The organism is Microvirga pakistanensis (genome assembly GCF_004458765.1).
Classification (GTDB): domain Bacteria; phylum Pseudomonadota; class Alphaproteobacteria; order Rhizobiales; family Beijerinckiaceae; genus Microvirga; species Microvirga pakistanensis.
Genome location: NZ_SPJX01000652.1, coordinates 254686 through 269293 on the forward strand (window position 1 = coordinate 254686; position 14608 = coordinate 269293).

Consider the following 14608-nt stretch of genomic DNA (forward strand, 5'->3'; position numbering starts at 1 on the left):
AGAGGCAGCCCTCTTGATCCACGGGTAACCCAGGATCAACCATTTCCGTTAAGAAAACGTCTCACCGTCAGCCGCGACACGATGCCCGTAATCAGCGCCACCAGGAGCGCGATCAGGACGACGACCAGATAGCCCGTCCAGCTGATGCTGAAGGCCCCGAACAGGGCCTCGATCTGGTCGCCCGCCGGGCTCGCGCGCCAGGAGCGCGTGACCAGGCCCAGGACGGTCGTGAGGGCCAGGGCCGCGCCCGCCCCGACGGCGCTGCCGCGCAGGCCGAGCTTGAAGAAGCGGCGCTGGAACTCCCTGGCGATGAAATCGTCGTTGGCCCCCACGAAATGGAGCACTTCCACCACTTCCTTGTTGCCGGCCATCGCGCCGCGCGTAGCGAAGATGACCGCGAGGCCCGCCGCGACCAGGACGAGAGTGACGAGGAAAATGCCGGTGCCAATGATCGTGTTCGCCATGGTCGAGAGTCGCGACACCCAGAGCGCGTGATCGTCCAGCGTCGCGCCGGGAACGTCCTTCTGCAGGCTCTGCCGCAACGGCCCGAAATCGGGCCGGGCATCCTCCTTCAGCTTGATGACAATCAGGCGCGGCACGGGCAGGTCCTTGAAGTCGAGGCCGCTGCCGAGCCACGGCTCGAGGAGGCGCTCCGATTCCTCCTTCGTGAAGGCCTGCGCCTGCTCGACGCCCGGGGTCTGGCGGGCCAGCGTCACGGCCCGGGCGACGTCCTCGTCGATGGCGCGCTTGGGATTGGGCCGGATCTGGATGGTCACCTCGCGGGCGATCTCCGAACGCCACTGCGCCGAACTGGCGGCCACCAGCTCCGCGCCGCCCGCGCAGAGCGCGGCCAGAAAGGTGAGGATCGCGATGACGGCCGCGAGCGCCTGCCCTCCGGCCGAATCCACGGGCACGAGCGGCGCGTTGCGGCTCAAGGAAGCGGGCAGCGGACGCCTGTCGTTTCCTTTCGTCTTCTGTGGAGAGGCCTTCCTCAGATAGGGCTGGGGCGCACTCATCCGGCTCACTCGTCGATATGCAGCCGGCCGTCGCCGAGCACGAGACGGCGCACGTTGAGCTGGTCCATGAGGCTGAAATCGTGGGTGGCGATGACCACCGACGTTCCGAGCCGGTTGAGTTCGATGAACAGGCGCAGCAGCCGCCGGGCGAGGGAGGGGTCCACGTTGCCGGTGGGCTCGTCGGCGAGCAGAAGGTCGGGACGCACGATCAGGGCGCGGGCGATGGCCGCGCGCTGCTTCTCGCCGCCGGAGAGCACGGGCGGCAGCATGTGCATGCGGTCGCCGAGGCCCACCCAGCGCAGCAGTTCCACGACCTCGGCGCGATAGCTCGACTCGTCCTTGCCCTGGACGCGAAGGGGAAGGGCGACGTTCTCGTAGGTCGTCAGGTGATCGAGCAGGCGGAAATCCTGGAACACCACGCCCATGCGCCGGCGCAGGCCCGTCAGCTCGTCCTTCGAGATCCTCGAGACGTCCTCGCCGAACAGGGAGATCAATCCGCGGGTGGGCTTCACCGAGAGCAGGATGAGGCGCAGCAGCGTGGTCTTGCCCGCGCCTGAGGGACCTGTGAGGAACTGGAAGGAGTGGGGCTCGATGGAGAAGGTCAGGTCGCGCAGGACCTCGGGCCCCATGCCGTAGCGCACGCCCACATTCTCGAAATGCACGGACGGGACGCCCGCGCTTCCATCGAATTCCTCGTCGTAATAGGCTCTCACGCGCGCCTGAAACCTCCTGGAGAAGCCGGAGAAGCAACGGATCCGGGAGGTCCGTCACGGGCGATTCGCCCTGTTATCGCCCGATTATGGTTAGCAACCCATAAACTTGCGGGGTGACGACGGAAAGCGAAGCGGTCGCGGGACATTGCCGCAGGATCGCCTTCAGAGGCCTTGAGGCTCCCGATTTGCCGGAAAAATCGTGAAGTCCGTTTGACTTCCTGGCTCCGCCATGGTCGTGAAGGGAGCGACCATTGATTGCTGAATTTGCTGGACTGATCGACGATGACCGCTGCTCACCGTATCCGGGTTCTTTTCGACGAGGACGCCATCGCCAGGCGCAACGAAGCCCTGGCGCAGGACATCGCGAATTCCAAGCCTGAGAACCTGCTCGTCGTCGCCGTTCTCAAGGGCAGCTTCATGTTCGCGGCCGATCTGATCCGCGCCCTGCACCGGGCCGGTCTCGCGCCGCAGGTGGAGTTCGTGCATCTCTCCAGCTATCTCGACGGCACGGTTTCGACCGGGCAGGTCACGATCCTGCGGGACGTGGAAAGCGACGTGCGCGGCCGCGACGTGCTGCTCGTGGACGACATCCTCGAATCCGGCCGCACGGTCACCTTCGCCAAGGACCTGCTGATGGCCCGCGGCGCCAAGAGCGTGAAGACCGCCGTTCTCCTGGAAAAGCCCGGCAAGCGCGCCGTGCAGATCGAGCCGGATTACGTGGGCTTCACCTGCCCGGATGTGTTCGTCATCGGCTACGGAATGGACGTGGCCCATTCATACCGCCAGCTCCCGTTCGTGGGCGTTCTCGACCGCTACGACACCAATCCCGACCTGTTCGACAAGCCGGAATGATCAGCCGTTGAGCTGCCAGATCGCCCCGTTCAGGGCCGTGGCGAAGAGAACCCAGGCGAGATACGGCACGAGCAGAAGGGCCGCCAGGCGGTCGAGTGGCCAGAAGGCTCTGATCGTGGCCAAGATCGCGACGATCAGGGCGAGGATGACGATGAGGCCCGCCACCAGGCTGTGCGCACCGAAGAAGGCGAAGGACCACAGGCAGTTCAGGGCCAGTTGCACGAAGAATGCCATGATCGCGCCGGAGCGCCCGGGGCGATGCGCGGGCAGGGACAGGATGCGCCACAGCGCAACCGCCATCAGGGCGTAAAGCAGGGTCCAGGCCACCGGAAAGGCCCAGTTCGGCGGCGTAAAGTCCGGCTTTTCGAGACCCGCGTACCAGGTGGGGATGCTCGGTTCGGTCACGAGACTGCCCGCCACCGCGACAGCCACGACGGGCAGCACCGCAACCAGGAAGCGCCGGAAGGGCGGGGTTGCATGGCTGCCCGGCATGGTTTGCTCTGTCTGCATATCCGAAATCCCTTTATGAGGCAGGTCTCTTCATCTAAGTGGCGAAACCAGTCACGCTCTCGGAGGTTCCCCATGTCGTCGTCGCGTTCCCCCTGGTCGAAGCGCAGTCTGACCGCTCAGGCCATGGGCCGTGTGGATCCCATCACGAAGGCCGTGGTGCCGCCGATCCATGTGACGACCACCTATATCCGGGACGAGGACAATGCCTATTCGTCCGGCTACGTCTATGGCCGCCCGGACAACGCGACGATCCGCGAGGCCGAGGACGTGCTGGCGATGCTGGAGGAGGCCGAGGCCGGGGCTCTGCTGTTCTCCTCGGGCATGGCGGCGGCCACCGCCGTGTTCCAGGCGCTCGATCCAGGCGATCACGTAGTGGCCTCCAAGGTGATGTACTGGGCGCTGCGCAGCTGGCTGATGACGGAAGCCGTGCGCTGGGGCCTGGCGGTCGATTTCGTCGAGACGGACAATCTCGAGGCGCTCCGCGCCGCCGTGATCCCGGGCCGCACCAAGCTGGTCTGGGTCGAGACGCCCTCCAACCCGCTCTGGACCATCACCGACATCGCGGCCGTGGCCGAGATCGCCCATGCAGCCGGCGCCCGGCTGGCGGTGGATTCCACGACCGCTTCGCCGATCCACACGCGACCCCTGGGTCTCGGCGCCGACATCGTGATGCATGCGGCCACCAAGGTGCTCAACGGTCATTCGGACGTGGTGGCGGGAGCGCTCGCGGGCGCGAAGGCCGACCCGTTCTGGGCGAGGGTCGCCTCCATCCGCAAGATGCAGGGCGCGATCCTCGGCCCCTTCGAGGCCTATCTGCTCATGCGCGGCATGCGCACGCTCCATGTGCGCGCGGCCGCGCAGGCGAAAAGCGCGCTCGACCTCGCGCAGCGTTTCTCCTCGCACCCGAAGGTGGCGCGGGTTCTGTATCCCGGCCTGCCGCAGCATCCCGGTCATGACATCGCCGCGCGCCAGATGGAGGGCGGCTTCGGCTACATGCTCTCCATCCAGGTGACGGGCGGAGAGGCGGCTGCCATCCGGACCGCCGCGAAGGTGGGCCTGTGGAAAAGGGCGACCTCGCTCGGCGGCGTCGAGAGCCTCATCGAGCACCGCGCCTCGATCGAGGGCCCCGGCACCCCGTGCCCACCGGACCTGCTGCGCCTGTCCACCGGCATCGAGGACGTGGAGGATCTCTACCGCGATCTCGACGAGGCGCTCAGGGCTTCTTGATCCCTCACGGCCATTCCCCGCGGTCATCCCCAGCCTTGTGCCGGGGATCCCCGTCTTCAAATTGCACCGAAAAGAGTGTGGACGGCCGGGACACATCCCCGAGTCGAGTCCGGAGCCGCCAGGATCGTTGAGCCGGCTATCTTGATCCTGTCATAAAAGGTGTGCTCTCCTCGGATTAGGGAACATCGTTCCATCAGAGGAAGCCTTCTCATGACATCGTCGATCACCCGCCGCCGCGTTCTTCAAACCGGCGTCGCCACCGCCGCCCTCGCGGGCCTGCCGCCATTCGCCTGGGCCGCCGGTCCGGTGGTGAAGCTCCGCATCATGGAGACCACCGACCTCCACGTGAACGTCTTCCCTTACGACTATTATCGCGATGCGCCCGACGACACGGTCGGTCTTGCGCGCACGGCCACCCTCGTGAGGGCGGCGCGGGCCGAGGCGAAGAACAGCCTGCTGTTCGACAACGGCGACATCATCCAGGGCTCGCCCCTGGGCGATTACGTTTCCTATCGCAAGGGCATGAAGAAGGGCGACGTCCATCCCATCGTGGCCGCCATGAACACGCTGAACTACGATTGCGGCACGGTGGGCAATCACGAGTTCAATTACGGCCTCGACTTCCTGCAGAATGCGCTGGGCGCCGCGAAATTCCCGGTGGTCTGCGCCAACGCCATCAAGGCCGACGGCGAGACGCTCTACAAGCCGTGGATGGTCCTCAATCGTGAGCTCGTGGATGAATCAGGCGCCAAGCAGAGTCTGAAGATCGGCGTGATCGGTTTCGTGCCGCCGCAGATCGTGCAGTGGGACAAGGCCCATCTCGACGGCAGGGTCACCACCGTCGACATCGTCGATGCCGCGAACAGGCATGTGCCTGACCTGAAGAAGGCGGGCGCCGACATCGTCGTGGCGCTCTGCCATTCCGGCATCGCGGGCGGCGAGCGAAAAGGAGGCGAGGAGAACGCGGCATTGCATCTGGCCAAGGTCGACGGCATCGACGTGATCCTGACCGGCCACCAGCATTTCGTGTTCCCGGGCGGCAAGGAGTTCAACAACATTCCCGGCGTCGACGTGCAGAAGGGCACCCTGCACGGCAAGCCCGCCGTGATGGCCGGCTTCTGGGGCAGCCATCTGGGCTTGATCGACCTCGAGCTGACGAAGGAGGGAGATGCCTGGAAGGTGGCGAATTTCCGCACCGAGGCGCGCCCGATCTACGACCGGGTGGACCGTAAGGTGGTGGCGAAGGTGGATTCGGAGGCGGGTGTCCTCGCAGCCGCTCAGATCGATCACGACGCCACGCTCACATACGTGCGCGAGCCTGTCGGCAAGACCGCGGTGCCGATCCATTCCTATTTCTCGCTGGTGTCGGACGATGCCTCCGTGAAGATCGTGGCCGAGGCGCAGGCCTGGTACGTGGCCGATCAGCTCAAGGCCTCCGCCTTCAAGGACCTGCCGATTCTCTCGGCGGCGGCTCCCTTCAAGGCCGGCGGGCGCGGCGGCCCGAACTACTTCACCGACATCAAGCCCGGCCCGCTCGCCATCAAGGACATGGCGGACATCTACATCTATCCGAATACGATCCGCGTGGTGAAGGTCACGGGCGCGCAGGTGCGCGAGTGGCTGGAACGCTCGGCGGGGATCTACAACCAGATCGATCCCGCCAAGGGCGGCGAGCAGGATCTCATCAATCCCAAGTTCCCGGCCTACAATTTCGACGTGATCGCGGGCGTGCAGTACAAGATCGATCCAACCCAAGCCTCACGCTACGATGACAACGGCAAGGTCGTGAATGCCAATGCCCACCGCATCAAGGACCTGACCTACAACGGCAAGCCCGTCACCGACGATCAGCAATTCCTCGTGGTGACGAACAACTACCGCGCCGGCGGCGGCGGCAACTTCCCGGGCAACGACGGCACCACCATCGTGTTCGAGGCGCCCGACCTCACCCGTGATGCGATCATGCGCTATATCGTCGAGAAGAAGGAAGTTTCGCCGAAGGCGGACGGCTCCTGGTCGCTCGCCGTGCCTGCGGGTGTCACCATGACCTTCACGACCGGACCGAATGCCACCGCCTATCAGCCGGCGGGCATCAGGGTCGAGAAGATGGGCGATGCGTCCGACGGTTTCGTGAAATACCGCATCGTGGGCTAACGCGCTCTCACATGCGGTTCGAGCCGGCCGGGCAAGTCCCGGCCGTTGCCGTTCTCACAGCCGATGCGTCCTTATGCCCGTCATGGATCGACAAGACGGATTCATCCCGAGAATGAGGGGCTTTCCAGTATCCCTGCGCGGACGGGCATGCTCTTGATGCTTATTTGGGCATCGGGCAGCGTAAATCGCGGTTTATCCCTTTTTAAGCGATTCACGTTCGAATGGCATTACATAATCCGTCTGATTTGAGATTAAATTCTTTGCTGATCCATGACTTTCTGGCTTTGGAAAATTGCTGTCTTGCCGCCCCTGGTCCTCGGTTTTTCTTCGGTGGCCCATGCCCTTGAGGATGGCGGCGGGACCACGGCCGACGGGCCGGCCTGGTCGATCGACGATATCGCCGCGCGTCGCGTGCAGGCCCCCACCGTAACCTATTCTCTGAGCCGCACCCAGGCATGGGCGAACGGCCTCGTCGCGTCGCGGATGTCCGCCTTCACGCCATCCGGCGTCGACAAGGCGGTGGGAGCCAAGATGCAGCCGTTCCAGGACTGGAACTTCCTGATCGGCACGGAGCTGATCCGCAGCAGCGGCGAGAGCCGGTTTCTTTCGTCGAAGGCCATGTGGGAAACGTCCTGGTCGCAGGATTGGGAAAGCCTCGGCGGCCTTCGGGTCGTTCTCTCCACGACGGGCTCCCTCGACAATGCCCAGGCCGACTACCTTCAGTCGTTCAGCGGAAACTTGAACGTGCCTTTGGACCTGCCTCTGAACGCATGGGATCTGGAGTTCCGGCTGTCGCCCACCATGAATGTGGACATGTCGCAGGGATCTCTCACGTCGAACCTGATGTCCGAACTGGTGGGGAAGACGATACTCAGCTCCCATAATGCCGCCTTCCGATCGACACTCGACGTGTCGGTCGGCTACAGCATCGCGCCGGAGGCGCGACCTGCCGCATCGGCACAATTGCAGCTCACGATTTCGCCCAATCTTTGAAGCGATGCAGGTTTCCGTCAGGGGAGCGTGATGACGTCGTTGGCGGTGGGCAGCGGCGGTTCGGCGCTGAGGCGTCTTTGCTTGGCGGCGAGGATCGTCCCGTTCAGCTCGCCGCCGAACAGGAAGATCGCACCCAGCGTATAGAGGAAGATCAGCGCCACCATCGCGGTGGCGAGGCCGCCATAGGTGGAGGCATAGGCTGCCGGATAATAGTCGAGATACCAGCTGAACGCGAAGCCTCCGAGGAGCCAGAGGAACAGGGTCACGGCGACCCCCGGGACGACCGACCGAAGCGTACGGCGGCCGGCCGGGACGAGCTTGTGGGCCATCATCAGCCCGGCCACGATGATGAGCGTTGCGACGCCTACCCGCAGGAACCCGACCAAGGCGTCGAACGGCTGGAGAGCGGGCACCCAGCGCAGGATCCCGCGCCAGATGAACGGTCCGAGAACCACGAGCAGGGCCATGGCCATGAGCACGAAGGCGCCGCCGATCACGAAGGCGATCGATTCGAGCCGCGTCAGCCACCAGGCCCGGGTTTCGCGCACGTTGTAGGCGCGGTTCAGGCCAACCCTGAGGCTCTCCACGCCGCTCGATGCGAAGTAGAGGGTCAGCACCACGCCGAGGGTCAGCACGTCACCGCGCCGCCCGGTCAGGATGTTGTGGACCTCCCCGGCAATGGGGCCCGCGATCTCCTGCGGCCACGCTTCGAGGATGAGATCGGCCACTTCGTCGGCGAGGGTCCCGGTGCCGAACACGCTGGCCAGGGCCGTGACCAGGATCAGGAAGGGGAAGAAGGACGTGAGCACCGACAGCGCAATATGGCTCGCGATCGCCCAGGCATCGTGCAGCACGAAGCGGTTCATGGTGATCACAAGCAGTTCGAAGTAGAGGCGCAGTCGTTTCAAAAGCGGGGCTCCAGGCTGCTGGAGATGGTGAGGCGGAGGCGGTCGAGGCAAGGCCTGTCCCCTGGCCGCGGCAGAGACTTTGCCCGATCAGTCTTAAACGGCAACGGTCCCGTTCGTTCCGATCGGTCTTTTTGTGGATGACGAGCGCAGACCCGGTCGACCGGCGCGGTGACGCGATGTGCCCACTCCGCAGTTGTCTTTCGGCTGAAAACCTGTTCCTTCCAACCGATCCGAATGAATGCGCCGCGACTCGGCCGAAGGCTGGCCGGGTTCCGGCGCGCTGCTCCGCCCAGGCTTTTACCCATGCTCGCCCGCCTTGCTCCCCCGCTCTTCGTGCTCATCTGGGCGACCGGTTTCATCGTCGCGCGGATCGTGGCGCCCCATGCCGAGCCGCTGACGTTCCTGCTGGTGCGCTATCTGCTGGCGCTCCTGGTGCTCGGAGGCATCGTCCTGGCGGTGCGCGCCCCCTGGCCTCGGGATGGTCGGGAATGGGGGCAGGCCATGGTGGCGGGCGTTCTCCTGCACGGGTTTTATCTCGGCGGGGTGTTCTGGTCGGTGAAGCATGGCCTGCCGGCGGGCATCTCGGCCCTGATCGCGGGGCTTCAGCCCCTCGTGACGGCGGCTCTGGCCCAGCCCCTGCTCGGAGAGAAGGTCTCCGCCCGTCGATGGACCGGGATTCTCACCGGCCTTGCGGGCGCCTCCCTCGTGGTCGCGCCCAAGATCGGCGATGGAGGCGTGCCGCCTCTCGCTTTAGGGGTGTGCTTCCTGGGCATGCTGTCGATCACCCTCGGGACCATCTGGCAGAAGCGCACCGGCAATATGCTCGATCTGCGCATGAACGCTTTCGCCCAATATGTGGGCGCGGCCCTCGTCACGCTCCCGCTGGTGCTGCTGCTGGAAGAAGGACATATCGCACTCACGCTGCCGCTCCTGGGCGCCATGGCCTGGGCGGTGCTCGGCCTGTCGGTTGGGGCGATCGGGCTCCTGCTCTATCTCATCCGCCACGGCGCCGTCGTGGGCGTGGCGACCCTGCTCTACCTCGTGCCGCCGGTCGCGGCCCTCATGGCCTTCGTCCTGTTCGGCGAGACTCTGAACGGCGTGCAGATGATTGGAATGATCCTGGCCGCCCTAGGCGTCGCTGTGGCGAGCCGCAACTGAACCGGGCATGGAAAACCCCAGGCCGAGCGGCCTGGGGCGAGTGCATCCTGGAATCACTTCGTGATCTTCACGGAAACCGGGTCGCTGGCCGGAAAGGTTTCTTCCACACCCTCGTCGAGCTTCTCGTCGAGGGATTCCTTGGAGTTTTCCGGCAGCCTGTCGTCCTTGGGCTGCTTGGTGCCGGCCGACTTGTCCTGATTGTGAACCTTCTCGTTCATGCCGTGTCTCCGTAGGTTTGAGGAATCGCGTTACGGAAACAACGCGGCACAGCGGGCATCGATCCCAGGCTTGAGGAAAAGGCGCCGCTTTCGCGCCGCCTCGTCCGGTTCAGCGCTGGCCCTGCTGCTGGTTCACGAAATAGTCGAAGGGCAGCTCGGCGATGCGGAACCAGGTCAGCTCCTTCTCGCGGAAGGCGTTCCAATGGTCGAAGATCTTCTTGAACTTCGCATTGGAGGCTGCGATCTCGTTGTAGAGCTTGAAGGCTTCCTTGTAGCTCTGCTCCATCACGTCCTTCGGGAAGGCGCGAAGCTGCGCGCCTTGCGAGACCAGGCGGCGGATCGCCTCCGCGTTCTGCGCATCGTACTTGGCCATGCACAGCGCGTTGGCCTCCGCGCAGGCCGCTTCGAGAATGGCCTTGTAGTGGGCGGGAAGCGAGTTCCATTTGTCCATGTTCACATAGACGGACGGTTGCGCGCTGCCTTCCCAGAAGCCCGGATAATAATAGTATTTCGCAACCTTCACGAAGCCGAGCTTCTCGTCGTCGTAGGGACCGGAGAATTCGACGGCGTCCAGGGTGCCGCGCTCCAGCGCCGGATAGATGTCGCCGCCCGCGAGAACCTGCGGCACGACACCGAGCTTGGCCATGATCTGGCCGCCCATGCCGGCGATGCGCATCTTCAGGCCCTGCAGGTCGGCGACGGAATTGACCTCCTTGCGGAACCAGCCGCCCATCTGCGCGCCGGTCTGGCCGGCCGGGAAGGAGATGACGTTGTAGTCCTTCAGGAACTCGCGCACGAGTTCGAGGCCGCCGCCGAAATACATCCAGCCATTGTGCTGGCGCACGTTGAGTCCCCACGGCACGGAGGTGTCGAACATGAAGGTGGGGTCCTTGCCGATGTAATAGCTCGACAGGGTGTAGCCGCATTCGACGGTGCCGTTCTGCGTGGCGTCGAGCACCTGCAGGCCGCTCACGATCTCGCCCGCCGCGAAGACCTGGATCTGGAATTTGTTGTCGGTGGCGGCGGCCACGCGCTTGGCGACCATTTCGCCGGCGCCGTAAAGGGTGTCGAGGCTCTTGGGATAGCTCGATGCCATCCGCCAGCGGATTTCCGGCTGCGACTGCGCGATCGCCGGCGACGCGACGGCGCCTGCGGCTGCGGCGAGACCCGCGCCTTTGAGAACTTTTCTTCTATCCATGGGAGCTTCCTCGTCACTTTGCTTCGTAAAAGCCGATCGGGCTGAAACGATGCATAAAGCGGGAAGCTGTCCGCTGTCACTCCATCTTCCGTCTGACTTGCAGAATTGGATCAGGATGACGACGCAACGAAATCACCCTGGAGGCTTGCGCATCCAGGGTGAAAGGAAATTTGGTTGTCGCCGTCAGCGCTCTTCCGTCCCGCCCTTCGAGAGAGGACGCTGCTGCTGTCCGCCTCCGGCGCGGGCGGAGCGCTTCGGAGGCTTTTCGTCTCCCGTGGAGGACAGCGACTTCCCGCCGGATTGGCTCGCCGTCGGATGACCGCGCACGAGCGTGCCCTTGGGCACGTCCACCGCGTTGCCAGGCGCAGGCACGCGCTTGCGCGAGGCGGCTCCACCGCTCATGCCGGACGGGCCCGTCGCGCCCTCGGTTCTGGCGGGACGAGGCGCCGGGCTCTTGTTCGCGGTCGTCGACACGCCTTCGGCGATCTCCGCGTTCGACAGGGTGAAGCCGGCATCGTCGTCTTCCTCGTCCGGCACGTCCTTGAACGAGCGGATGCCCGCGTTGGAGCCGCTGGTCACGCGGCCGTCGTCCACGTGGTCGATGTCGAGGTCGGGATCGAGTTTCTTCGACGCGCCCATCACGCCTGTGGCTTTGGCCGCCGCACGCTTGGTGTTGCCGACGTCGTTGCGCTGAGTCGGGCCTGCGACGAAGTCATCGCCGCCTTCCTCCTGAACCAGTTCGTTCAGCACCTCGTCGACCGGCGGCTCTGGCGGGTTTCCGCGCTTGTCTCGCGCCATCGGATCATCCTCTTCTTGGTTCTTGGGCTTTCGTTCTCGGGTTTTCCGGCGGGCTTGGGAAAAGGCCCGCGACTCTTCAGGCAACGACCTGTCGCAAGAGGGGTTCCGGCCCCGCGGCGCAAACCGGCGGAGCCTGGAACTCTTTAGCGGCCAAGCTCCTTCTGCATCGCTTCGAGCATGGCGATGTGCTCCCTGATCTGCCCGCGGGCGAGCTTGGCGATGTTGGTCATCTCGCGGCTGCCCGAGTTCTGCAGATAGGTCTCCTGCAGCTTCAGCAGTCTCTGGTGACCTTGGATCTGGAGGGCGACGTAGTCGCGGTCCAGGGCTGCGCCGGGCTGGGCCTTCGACAGGCGCTCCATGGCGGCGGAATCCTCCTGGCTCAATTCCGGTGCGGTGGATGCGGAGGCCTGTGCGCCTGCCGTGGTCGAAGCCGTCGCGGCCGGATCGGCGAAGGAATGCAGAATGTCCGTCAGGTTGTTCTGCTCGCCGATCTCGAATTCCGCGAATTGCTTCACACGCGGATTCTGCGCCTTCGACAGGGCGAAGTTCGATTGTTGAAGCGAGACCGTGCTCAACGCGAGCGCCTGCTGAACGTATTGGCGGTCGGCTTGCGATTGCTGCTGGCCCTGCGCGGCGGGCGCGCTGTTGGCCTGGCCCTGGCGCATGGGCGTCTGGGTGTCCTGCGGCGCGCCGCCCTGTTGCGTGCGCTGCTGGCGCTGTTCGGCGCCCTGTCCGAGAGCCTGGCTGGGCTGCGTTTCGGTGGCCTGCGGCGTCACCGGATAGGGGATGGCCTGGTTCTGCTGCTGTGCGAAGGCCGGAAGGGCGAAGGCAACGGCGATTCCGGCGATCGTGAGATGGCGAGAGGACATGCGGATTCTCCTGCAAGGATCTGTCGTGGCGAACGCGCGCAGGAGAATTTTGTTCGCGGCTTCATCCAGGGAGGAACGAAGTCTGCTCACGTGCGTCCCTTGTGAAGGTGTCCCATGCAGTGAAGGAGTTGACATGCAGGATCGGACAACGCGCGCAATCATGCTGGCGGTGGCGGTGCTGCTCGCGGTGCTCGTGGTCCAGCCCTACGTGAACGGCTATCTCTACTCCGCGCGGGAGCCGCGGCCGGTCGCGGCGCGCGGCGATCTGTCGGAGCTGGAGCGTTCGACGATCCGCGTGTTCGAAACCGTGGCGCCCTCCGTGGTGCAGGTGGTCAGCGTGTCGCGTCAGGGCCCCATGACGGAAGCGGAGCCGTCCGGTTCGGGAACCGGATTCATCTGGGACGCGGCCGGGCATGTGGTGACCAACGAACACGTAGTGGCCAACGGCTCGGGCTTCGTGGTGCGTCTTGCCTCAGGCGAGGTCCTGCCCGCCGAAGTGGTCGGGCGTGCGCCCAACTACGACCTCGCGGTGCTGCGCCTCAACCGTCGCGGCGGTTTGCCCGCGCCCGTGTCGGTGGGCCGCTCGGCGGATCTGAAGGTCGGGCAGACGGCCTATGCCATCGGCAATCCGTTCGGACTCGATCAATCGCTCACCACCGGCATCATCAGCGCGCTCAAGCGGCGGCTGCCCACGAGCGGGGGGCGTGAGATCGCGGACGTGATCCAGACCGACGCCGCCATCAATCCCGGCAATTCCGGCGGGCCGCTGCTCGATTCCGCCGGGCGGCTGATCGGCGTCAACACGGCGATCTACTCGCCGTCGGGCACCAATGCCGGGATCGGCTTCGCGATACCGGTCGACGTGGTCAACCGGGTCGTGCCCGAGCTCATCCGCAACGGCCGCGTGCCCACCCCCGGCATCGGCATCCTGGCCGCCGACGAAACGGTGACGGCTCAGCTCGGCATCACGGGCGTGATCGTCGCCGGCGTGGCGCCGGGCTCGCCCGCGGAACGGGCCGGCCTGCGCGGGGTCGATCCCGCCGTCGGTGCCGTGGGCGATGTGATCGTCGGCATTGGGGACGAGCCCGTGCGGCGCCTGTCGGATCTCACCGACACCCTCGAGCGCACCGGAGCCGGTCGAACGGTCACGCTGAAAGTCATGCGCAACGATGCGACACGCAACGTCGAGGTTCAGGTGGTGGATATCGGGCAGGACACGCCGCGAGCTCGCAGGCCTTGAAGGTGCGGATCCGAGAACATTTATGTTGAATCTGCACGGCAACCATCCGGCCTGTGCCCCGTTAGCCCCCGAACCTCATCCAACGGAGGAGCGAATGAGTCCTGAAGGCGCCGAAAACAGCATTCTGGTGCAAAGCTCGAATGTCGACCTGGGCGATGTGTTTCCCGATTTCGCGAGAACCAATATCCGCCAGGTGGCCGGAAAATATTTCGGACGGCTGAGCAATGCTTCTGTGCATGTGACCCGCGAGGGCATCACCTACCGCTGCACGGTCAATATCCAGATGGGCGCGCTGAAGATGATGAGCGGCGAGGCCAAGAACAAGGACGTGTATGCCGCGTTCCGGCAGGCCCTGCAGAAGACGGCCAAGCAGCTTCGTCGTTCCAAGCGCGAGCTTCGTGAAGACAAGGCCGAGCGCCTCGACAAGGACATGCTCCTGCGAGAGGGCACGAGAGCACCCGCCCGCGACGAGGACGAGTTCCGCACGGCTGCGGAGTAGCGGTTTTCATTGATAAAAAAGGCCGGGCAGAACCCGGCCTTTCATGTATGAGGTGAGTGCTGCGGTTTAATTCAGCCGCACGCCTTCCGGCGCGCGCTCGGCAGCCTTCACCACGGTCCCGTCTCCGATCGTCAAGCCGATCGCTCCCGCATGCACGGGCACGGTCTCGCCGTCCTTGATCTCGCCGGCGAGGATGGCCTCGGCCAGCGGGTCCTGCACGTACTTCTGGATCACGCGCTTCAAGGGGCGCGCGCC

At 65.0% G+C, this 14608-nt stretch carries 16 protein-coding genes; 7 read left to right on the forward strand and 9 right to left on the reverse strand.

From position 1 onward, the window contains the following. Nucleotides 1-35: 35 nt before the first annotated feature. Together E4K09_RS25965 and E4K09_RS25970 are read right to left on the reverse strand one after the other, a co-directional pair. Entirely contained in the window at nt 36-1016 is a 981-nt protein-coding gene (locus tag E4K09_RS25965) for a cell division protein FtsX (RefSeq protein ID WP_134500516.1), read from the reverse strand. A gap of 5 nt (nt 1017-1021) precedes the next feature. Then, the gene (locus E4K09_RS25970) at nt 1022-1645 is read right to left on the reverse strand and encodes a cell division ATP-binding protein FtsE (RefSeq protein ID WP_244610695.1); all 624 of its coding nucleotides are present in this window, start codon (nt 1643-1645) and stop codon (nt 1022-1024) included. Nucleotides 1646-2011: 366 nt separating this feature from the next. Here E4K09_RS25970 and hpt point away from each other — a divergent pair, with 366 nt between their 5' ends. Next, nucleotides 2012-2581 carry a hypoxanthine phosphoribosyltransferase gene (hpt, locus tag E4K09_RS25975; RefSeq protein ID WP_134500518.1) on the forward strand — a complete coding sequence of 190 codons (570 nt, stop codon included), beginning with the start codon at nt 2012-2014 and terminating at the stop codon, nt 2579-2581. Here hpt and E4K09_RS25980 read toward each other — a convergent pair whose 3' ends face one another. Further along, on the reverse strand, nt 2582-3091 hold the full coding sequence (locus tag E4K09_RS25980; RefSeq protein ID WP_134500519.1) for a TspO/MBR family protein: 510 nt from the start codon (nt 3089-3091) through the stop codon (nt 2582-2584). A gap of 72 nt (nt 3092-3163) precedes the next feature. Between E4K09_RS25980 and E4K09_RS25985 the strand changes: the two genes are divergently transcribed. The 3 genes from E4K09_RS25985 to E4K09_RS25995 all read left to right on the forward strand — a co-directional run bounded on the left by E4K09_RS25985 (nt 3164) and on the right by E4K09_RS25995 (nt 7465). Beyond that, on the forward strand, nt 3164-4318 hold the full coding sequence (locus E4K09_RS25985; protein WP_134500520.1) for a trans-sulfuration enzyme family protein: 1155 nt from the start codon (nt 3164-3166) through the stop codon (nt 4316-4318). Between the two features lie 210 nt (nt 4319-4528). Beyond that, a complete protein-coding gene (locus E4K09_RS25990) occupies nt 4529-6472 on the forward strand; it encodes a bifunctional 2',3'-cyclic-nucleotide 2'-phosphodiesterase/3'-nucleotidase (RefSeq protein WP_134500521.1) in 1944 nt (647 codons plus the stop codon). A 300-nt stretch (nt 6473-6772) separates the two neighbouring features. Then, entirely contained in the window at nt 6773-7465 is a 693-nt protein-coding gene (locus tag E4K09_RS25995; protein ID WP_134500522.1) for a hypothetical protein, read from the forward strand. Nucleotides 7466-7482: 17 nt separating this feature from the next. Here E4K09_RS25995 and E4K09_RS26000 read toward each other — a convergent pair whose 3' ends face one another. Continuing rightward, nucleotides 7483-8373 carry a YihY/virulence factor BrkB family protein gene (locus E4K09_RS26000; RefSeq protein ID WP_425293886.1) on the reverse strand — a complete coding sequence of 297 codons (891 nt, stop codon included), beginning with the start codon at nt 8371-8373 and terminating at the stop codon, nt 7483-7485. Nucleotides 8374-8676: 303 nt separating this feature from the next. Between E4K09_RS26000 and E4K09_RS26005 the strand changes: the two genes are divergently transcribed. Further along, nucleotides 8677-9531, forward strand: a complete 855-nt coding sequence (locus E4K09_RS26005) for a DMT family transporter (RefSeq protein WP_134500523.1) — start codon at nt 8677-8679, stop codon at nt 9529-9531. A 53-nt stretch (nt 9532-9584) separates the two neighbouring features. Here E4K09_RS26005 and E4K09_RS29510 read toward each other — a convergent pair whose 3' ends face one another. The 4 genes from E4K09_RS29510 to E4K09_RS26020 all read right to left on the reverse strand — a co-directional run bounded on the left by E4K09_RS29510 (nt 9585) and on the right by E4K09_RS26020 (nt 12614). Then, complete coding sequence (locus E4K09_RS29510) at nt 9585-9749, reverse strand: hypothetical protein (RefSeq protein WP_166802521.1); 165 nt, start codon at nt 9747-9749, stop codon at nt 9585-9587. 109 nt (nt 9750-9858) lie between these two features. Further along, nucleotides 9859-10947, reverse strand: a complete 1089-nt coding sequence (locus E4K09_RS26010) for a TRAP transporter substrate-binding protein (protein WP_134500524.1) — start codon at nt 10945-10947, stop codon at nt 9859-9861. Nucleotides 10948-11130: 183 nt separating this feature from the next. Beyond that, a complete protein-coding gene (locus E4K09_RS26015) occupies nt 11131-11745 on the reverse strand; it encodes a hypothetical protein (RefSeq protein WP_134500525.1) in 615 nt (204 codons plus the stop codon). Nucleotides 11746-11888: 143 nt separating this feature from the next. Further along, a complete protein-coding gene (locus E4K09_RS26020; RefSeq protein WP_166802522.1) occupies nt 11889-12614 on the reverse strand; it encodes a DUF4142 domain-containing protein in 726 nt (241 codons plus the stop codon). Between the two features lie 133 nt (nt 12615-12747). Here E4K09_RS26020 and E4K09_RS26025 point away from each other — a divergent pair, with 133 nt between their 5' ends. Further along, nucleotides 12748-13854: a S1C family serine protease gene (locus E4K09_RS26025; RefSeq protein ID WP_134500527.1), complete on the forward strand. Its 1107-nt coding sequence runs from the start codon at nt 12748-12750 to the stop codon at nt 13852-13854. Nucleotides 13855-13948: 94 nt separating this feature from the next. Next, nucleotides 13949-14353, forward strand: coding sequence for a ribosome hibernation-promoting factor, HPF/YfiA family (hpf, locus tag E4K09_RS26030; RefSeq protein WP_134500528.1), 405 nt, complete (start codon nt 13949-13951; stop codon nt 14351-14353). 66 nt (nt 14354-14419) lie between these two features. Here the strand turns inward: hpf and E4K09_RS26035 are convergent. Then, on the reverse strand, nt 14420-14608 hold a 189-nt coding region (locus E4K09_RS26035), incomplete at its 5' end, for a hypothetical protein (protein WP_134500529.1).

Bases quoted from the DNA above. Each gene is read 5' to 3' on its own strand.
- E4K09_RS25965 (WP_134500516.1), bottom strand. From the start codon at position 1,016: ATGAGTGCGCCCCAGCCCTATCTGAGGAAGGCCTCTCCACAGAAGACG.
- E4K09_RS25970 (WP_244610695.1), bottom strand. From the start codon at position 1,645: ATGGGGCCCGAGGTCCTGCGCGACCTGACCTTCTCCATCGAGCCCCAC.
- hpt (WP_134500518.1), top strand. From the start codon at position 2,012: ATGACCGCTGCTCACCGTATCCGGGTTCTTTTCGACGAGGACGCCATC.
- E4K09_RS25980 (WP_134500519.1), bottom strand. From the start codon at position 3,091: ATGCAGACAGAGCAAACCATGCCGGGCAGCCATGCAACCCCGCCCTTC.
- E4K09_RS25985 (WP_134500520.1), top strand. From the start codon at position 3,164: ATGTCGTCGTCGCGTTCCCCCTGGTCGAAGCGCAGTCTGACCGCTCAG.
- E4K09_RS25990 (WP_134500521.1), top strand. From the start codon at position 4,529: ATGACATCGTCGATCACCCGCCGCCGCGTTCTTCAAACCGGCGTCGCC.
- E4K09_RS26005 (WP_134500523.1), top strand. From the start codon at position 8,677: ATGCTCGCCCGCCTTGCTCCCCCGCTCTTCGTGCTCATCTGGGCGACC.
- E4K09_RS29510 (WP_166802521.1), bottom strand. From the start codon at position 9,749: ATGAACGAGAAGGTTCACAATCAGGACAAGTCGGCCGGCACCAAGCAG.
- E4K09_RS26010 (WP_134500524.1), bottom strand. From the start codon at position 10,947: ATGGATAGAAGAAAAGTTCTCAAAGGCGCGGGTCTCGCCGCAGCCGCA.
- E4K09_RS26015 (WP_134500525.1), bottom strand. From the start codon at position 11,745: ATGGCGCGAGACAAGCGCGGAAACCCGCCAGAGCCGCCGGTCGACGAG.
- E4K09_RS26020 (WP_166802522.1), bottom strand. From the start codon at position 12,614: ATGTCCTCTCGCCATCTCACGATCGCCGGAATCGCCGTTGCCTTCGCC.
- E4K09_RS26025 (WP_134500527.1), top strand. From the start codon at position 12,748: ATGCAGGATCGGACAACGCGCGCAATCATGCTGGCGGTGGCGGTGCTG.
- hpf (WP_134500528.1), top strand. From the start codon at position 13,949: ATGAGTCCTGAAGGCGCCGAAAACAGCATTCTGGTGCAAAGCTCGAAT.